This is a genomic window from Microcystis sp. LEGE 08355, assembly GCF_015207185.1.
Classification (GTDB): domain Bacteria; phylum Cyanobacteriota; class Cyanobacteriia; order Cyanobacteriales; family Microcystaceae; genus Microcystis; species Microcystis panniformis.
The window spans coordinates 1-5,045 of sequence record NZ_JADEXI010000348.1 but is presented as its reverse complement, the minus strand read 5'-3'; the positions used below and the strand labels follow the sequence as shown (position 1 = coordinate 5,045).

Genomic DNA, 5,045 nt, shown 5'->3' with positions numbered 1-5,045 from the left:
CCACACCCCACACCCCACTTCCCCAACCTGATTGAAACAAACAACCTGTCACCACGATCATTGATAATGTATGTTGAGTTGCTGTCTTTAATAAGGTAATGTTTAAGAAATTCCCCCCTCACACCCCGCTCATTCTTGGACTAGGTTCTGGGGTTGCGCTTTTTACTCTCACCAGTCTCTTTCTCTTTCACCCGAAAATTCTCGCTTGGCTCGATCGCAATAGTGCTTCCCTTCCTAGTCAAGATACTAACCAACCCTCTGCCGTGGTTGATAGCGTTTCTCTACCACAAACCGAGCGAGATGTCAAGTTAAAAGATCTTGCTGATGCCGACGCGCCCTCTTTAGATCGTAGTCGCGCCCGCTATCTCTTGGCTATGGATTTATTGAGAAAATATGAAGGGGGTCCGGCTTTAAAACAATTAGAAGGCTTAGAAAAACAATATCCTGTCCTCGCTCCCCAGATTCTCCTCAAACAGGGACGCGCCCACGAATTAACCAACGATAGTGAAAAAGCGCAAGAAATTTGGCAAAAATTACTGGAAACCTATCCCCAATCGCCCGTAGTGGCGGAAGCTTACTACTCTTTGGGCAAATACGACCCCAGTTATCATGAAAAATTGCTCAAGGAATACCCCCGACACCCGCGTACTTTGGCTTTAATTCGCCAACGTCTTCAAGAAAATCCCGATCAATTTCCCTTATGGTTACAGTTAGCCAAGGCTAATCCTTTTGATCCTACCCTCAATCAAGCCCGCGATCGTTTGGTGAAAGACTACGCCAATCAGTTAACTCCGGCGGATTGGGCAATGATTGGGGCGGGTTATTGGCAGTCGGGATTGTACGAAAAAGCCTATAAAGCCTACGCTAAAGCCGCTCCTAGCCCCGAACAAGCCTATCGTTACGCCCGCGGGCTACAAATTGCCAAAAAACTGCCAGAAGCTCGCAGCGCTTACCAAAAATTAATTAAAACCTATCCCCAAGCTCCAGAAACCGGTTTAGGATTACTGCGACTCGCCCAAATTTCTCCTAACCGCGATGCTAAAGCATATCTCGATCGCATTGTCAAGCAATTTCCCGATCGCGCTCCGGAAGCTTTGGAAGCGAAAGCCAAATTACTCAACTCAACTAATGCCCAGGCCGCTAGTCAAACATGGCAGACTTTATTAAATAAATACCCAAAATCCGACGAAGCCGCCGATTATCGCTGGTTAATGGCCCAAAGAGCCGCTAAATCCGGTGATTACGCCAAGGCGTGGCAGTGGGCGCAGCCAATTGCGGTTAATAATCCCGATAGTCAAATTGCCCCGAAAGCGGCGTTTTGGGTGGGAAAATGGGCGCAAAAACTCGGCAAAAACCAAGAAGCAAAACAAGCTTTTACCTACACTATTTCTCGTCATCCCCATTCCTATTATGCTTGGCGCTCGGCGGTTTTATTAGGTTGGGATGTGGGGGATTTTACCACTGTCCGCTCCTATAATCCTACCACCGTCAAACCCGCCACTCGTAACGATCCTCCCGCCGGTTCGGAAGCTTTCAAGGAATTATATCGAATTGGTGAAGATACGGACGCTTGGAATCTCTGGCAAGCAGAAATTGTCGATCCCTGGAATTTAACCGTTGACGAACAATTTAACCTCGGTGTCTATAAACTCTCTCGCAATCAAAATTTAGAAGGAATTAACCTGATTTGGCGCTTGCGAGAAAGAGATACCCCGGAGGAAAGGGAAGCATGGAAAGCCCTGCGACAAAATGATAAATACTGGCACGCTTTATTCCCTTTCCCCTACTACGATACTATCCTGGAATGGTCAAAAGATAGACAATTAAATCCCCTGCTAGTGACGGCTTTAATCCGGCAAGAATCCCGCTTTGAAAAAGAAATTCGTTCTCCTGTGGGGGCAGTGGGATTAATGCAAATTATGCCCAATACGGGTAAATATATCGCGGGTAATACTGGCAATAAAAGTTATTCTTTAACTAATCCCGAAGATAACATTATGATGGGGACATGGTATCTCGATTATACCCATGGCAAATTCGCTGGAAATTCACTTTTTGCCGTGGCTAGTTATAACGCTGGACCTGGGGCAGTTTCCAAATGGAAACAGCGTTTCGATTTTAGCGATCACGATGAATTTGTCGAGAATATTCCCTTTAGAGAAACTAAGGGTTATATAGAATCGGTGTTTGGTAATTATTGGAATTATCTCCAGATTTATAACCCCGAAATTCAAGAGCAAATGAAGAGAATTACTAACCCTTCCTAGGGAATTGATGGGGATGGGTAATTAACTCATTCCCTTAAAGTTATAATTAAATTGAAGATATATCCCCCCTTAATCCCCCCTTGATAAGGGGTGTGCCGATCCCCCCTGCCCCCCTTGATAAGGGGGGTGCCGATAGGCGGGGGGATCCCCCTTAATAAGGGGGGCATCTGACAGTTTTTAACACCTAGCTACTTACTAACTTTTTTCTTGATTATGCAATCATTTAACTGGCAAACCGTTGATCGAGATTCTCCTTTTACTCGCCTAGATTTTCGGACAAAATTAACCATGATGATCGTGGTTACTCTCATCGCTTTTACTTGGGAAAGTCCCCTCGCTGGCGGTTTTCTAACTCTTATTGTCGCTTTAGCTTGCCTCTGGACGGGGGTAAAATGGTCCTATCTCTTCACTATTTTAAAATTCATGGCTCCTTTTTATCTATTCTTATTAATTACCATGGGATTTTTTAATGTGGAACAGGTAAAAGCTTTAACGGGAAAAACTGAATTAACTCCCTTATTAACTGTCGGTTCTGCTCAAATGACTGTGGAGGGAACCCTCTACGGTTTAAATGTGATCTTTAAAACTCTCACGATGGTTTTAATTATTCCCCTCGCTATTTTTACCACCGATATAAATCAGATGATGGTGAGTTTAACTAAAGCCAGAATTCCCTACAAAATAGTCTTTATTTTTTCCTCTACCCTGCGTTTATTTCCTCTCTTAGTAGAAGAATCTCGATCGATTATTTCTGCTCAAAGATTACGAGGATTAGCAATAGAAAAAATGGGTTGGCTGCAAAAAGGAAAAATTTATGCTTCCATCGCTGTACCTTTAATTTTAAATGCTATGGCTAAATCGCAAAAATTAGAAGTAGTTTTACAAGCTAAAGCTTTCTCTGGTGATCCCGATCGCACATTTTTACAGGAATCAATCTTAACCAATAAAGACTATTTATTAATTATTGGCTTTCTATTTTTATTGGTTTTGGCAATTATTCTCTATGTAAAATTCGGGGTGGGAAAATTTGCCTGGTTGTTTTAAAATTAATCCCTATTGTAAGTAGTTAGGTGTTAAAAACTATCAGTTTCCCCCCTTATCAAGGGGGGCAGGGGGGATCGAACCCAAAATCTATCTTCAATTTAATTCTAACCAGCTACTTATAGCTCGATCGATCTGGGTATATAAAGCTTCTAAATCCCCAGAATTGTCCAAAACAATATCAGCTAAGGCAATTTTTTCGGCTAAAGGTATTTGATTATTAATCCGAGCGATCGCTTGTTCTCTGCTTAAGTTATTTCTAGTCGTTAAGCGTTGAATTTGTTGCTCGCAACTGCAAGAAACCACCCAAATCTCTGTGACTAAATAGGTTAATTTTGCCTCAAATAATAAAGGAATAGAAAAAACAACTATTGGGGCTTCTAACTCCTCTAAATACCGCTTGAAACATTCTCTAACGTAGGGATGAATCTGACTTTCTAACCAGATTTTTTCCTGGGGATTATTAAAAATAATCTCTCCTAACTGTTGGCGATTAAGGGAATTATCCTCAGTTTTAACTTTTCTGCCATAACGCGCAAAAATTCTCTCTAAAATTTCCGAACCTTTTTCCACTGCTTCCCGGGCATAAATATCCGCATCAAGGACGGGAATTTTGTAGATATTTTCCAAATAATGAGAAACCGTGGATTTACCACAAGCTATTCCCCCTGTTAACCCGATAATTCTTCTCGACATAAATTATTAAATTGCTAATCTCAATTAAGGTGCGTTACGCGCTCGCTAACACACCCTAAAGTTATAAACTCTCTATCTGTCGTAAAACTCTTGCTTGTACTTGTTGATAGGCAGTTTCCACATCTCCTAAATCGCGACGAAAACGATCCTTATCGAGAATGCGCGCTTGAGCATCCTCTTGGGTTTTATCCCAGAGACGACAGGTATCGGGGCTAATTTCATCACCTAGATAAATTTTGCCGGTTTTATCAACTCCAAATTCTAACTTGAAATCGACGAGAATAATCTGGCACTTATCAAAAAATTCCTGTAGATATTGATTGATTTTCAGGGCTAAATCTCGTAACTGATTGACTTGCTCCTCGCTGGCAATATCGATCACTTTTATGCGATCGGTTGTTAACAAAGGATCGCCCAAAGCATCATCCTTGAGGTAAAATTCTACAAGAGGAAAAGGTAATACTTTCCCCTCCTCTAATCCCGTTTGCTTGCACAAACTCCCGGCGGCGATATTTCTGACTACTACCTCCAAAGGAATAATTTTAATCGCCTTGACGCGCATTTCCCTAGAACTAGGGCGATCGATATAATGGGTAGGTATTCCTAGGGATTCTAACCATTGAAATAGAGCAGTGGAGACAGTACAGTTAATTTCCCCTTTACCGACAATTTGCCCGCGTTTTTGGGCATTAAAAGCAGTGGCATCGTCTTTGTAATAAGTGAGGAGAATATCGGGATCATCGGTTTGATAGAGAATTTTGGCCTTACCTTCATAGAGTTTTTCCATAGTTATCATCCTCGGCAATTGATAAACGAAAATCGATGGTTAATCAGATAGTGGCGGCAGTAAATTTTGGCGATCAACCCAGGCAAAAAGTCTCTATCATTGGGTAGTTGACATCCTCGCCGCCGTAAAACGGACGGCGATTCCCAAACCTCACGATTTGGGTTTCTGCTTCTTTCCCTTGCGGGGTTCCGCACCTGCCTTAACAGATTTACTCTGTTCTGGTCTTATGGTCGCTCTACAGACTGACACCGCAA

The 5,045-nt window shown here is 42.4% G+C and carries 4 protein-coding genes; 2 read left to right on the top strand and 2 right to left on the bottom strand.

Features of this window, described 5'->3' with window-relative positions:
• Positions 1-98: 98 nt before the first annotated feature.
• Positions 99-2,267, top strand: a complete 2,169-nt coding sequence (locus tag IQ242_RS16545; RefSeq protein WP_193960718.1) for a transglycosylase SLT domain-containing protein — start codon at positions 99-101, stop codon at positions 2,265-2,267.
• A 213-nt stretch (positions 2,268-2,480) separates the two neighbouring features.
• A complete protein-coding gene (locus IQ242_RS16540; protein WP_193960717.1) occupies positions 2,481-3,311 on the top strand; it encodes an energy-coupling factor transporter transmembrane protein EcfT in 831 nt (276 codons plus the stop codon).
• Positions 3,312-3,404: 93 nt separating this feature from the next.
• Here IQ242_RS16540 and coaE read toward each other — a convergent pair whose 3' ends face one another.
• Together coaE and purC are read right to left on the bottom strand one after the other, a co-directional pair.
• Complete coding sequence (coaE, locus tag IQ242_RS16535) at positions 3,405-4,004, bottom strand: dephospho-CoA kinase (RefSeq protein ID WP_193960716.1); 600 nt, start codon at positions 4,002-4,004, stop codon at positions 3,405-3,407.
• Between the two features lie 61 nt (positions 4,005-4,065).
• Entirely contained in the window at positions 4,066-4,791 is a 726-nt protein-coding gene (purC, locus tag IQ242_RS16530) for a phosphoribosylaminoimidazolesuccinocarboxamide synthase (RefSeq protein WP_305070283.1), read from the bottom strand.
• Positions 4,792-5,045 lie beyond the last annotated feature (254 nt).

Bases quoted from the DNA above. Each gene is read 5' to 3' on its own strand.
- IQ242_RS16545 (WP_193960718.1), top strand. From the start codon at position 99: ATGTTTAAGAAATTCCCCCCTCACACCCCGCTCATTCTTGGACTAGGT.
- IQ242_RS16540 (WP_193960717.1), top strand. From the start codon at position 2,481: ATGCAATCATTTAACTGGCAAACCGTTGATCGAGATTCTCCTTTTACT.
- coaE (WP_193960716.1), bottom strand. From the start codon at position 4,004: ATGTCGAGAAGAATTATCGGGTTAACAGGGGGAATAGCTTGTGGTAAA.
- purC (WP_305070283.1), bottom strand. From the start codon at position 4,791: ATGGAAAAACTCTATGAAGGTAAGGCCAAAATTCTCTATCAAACCGAT.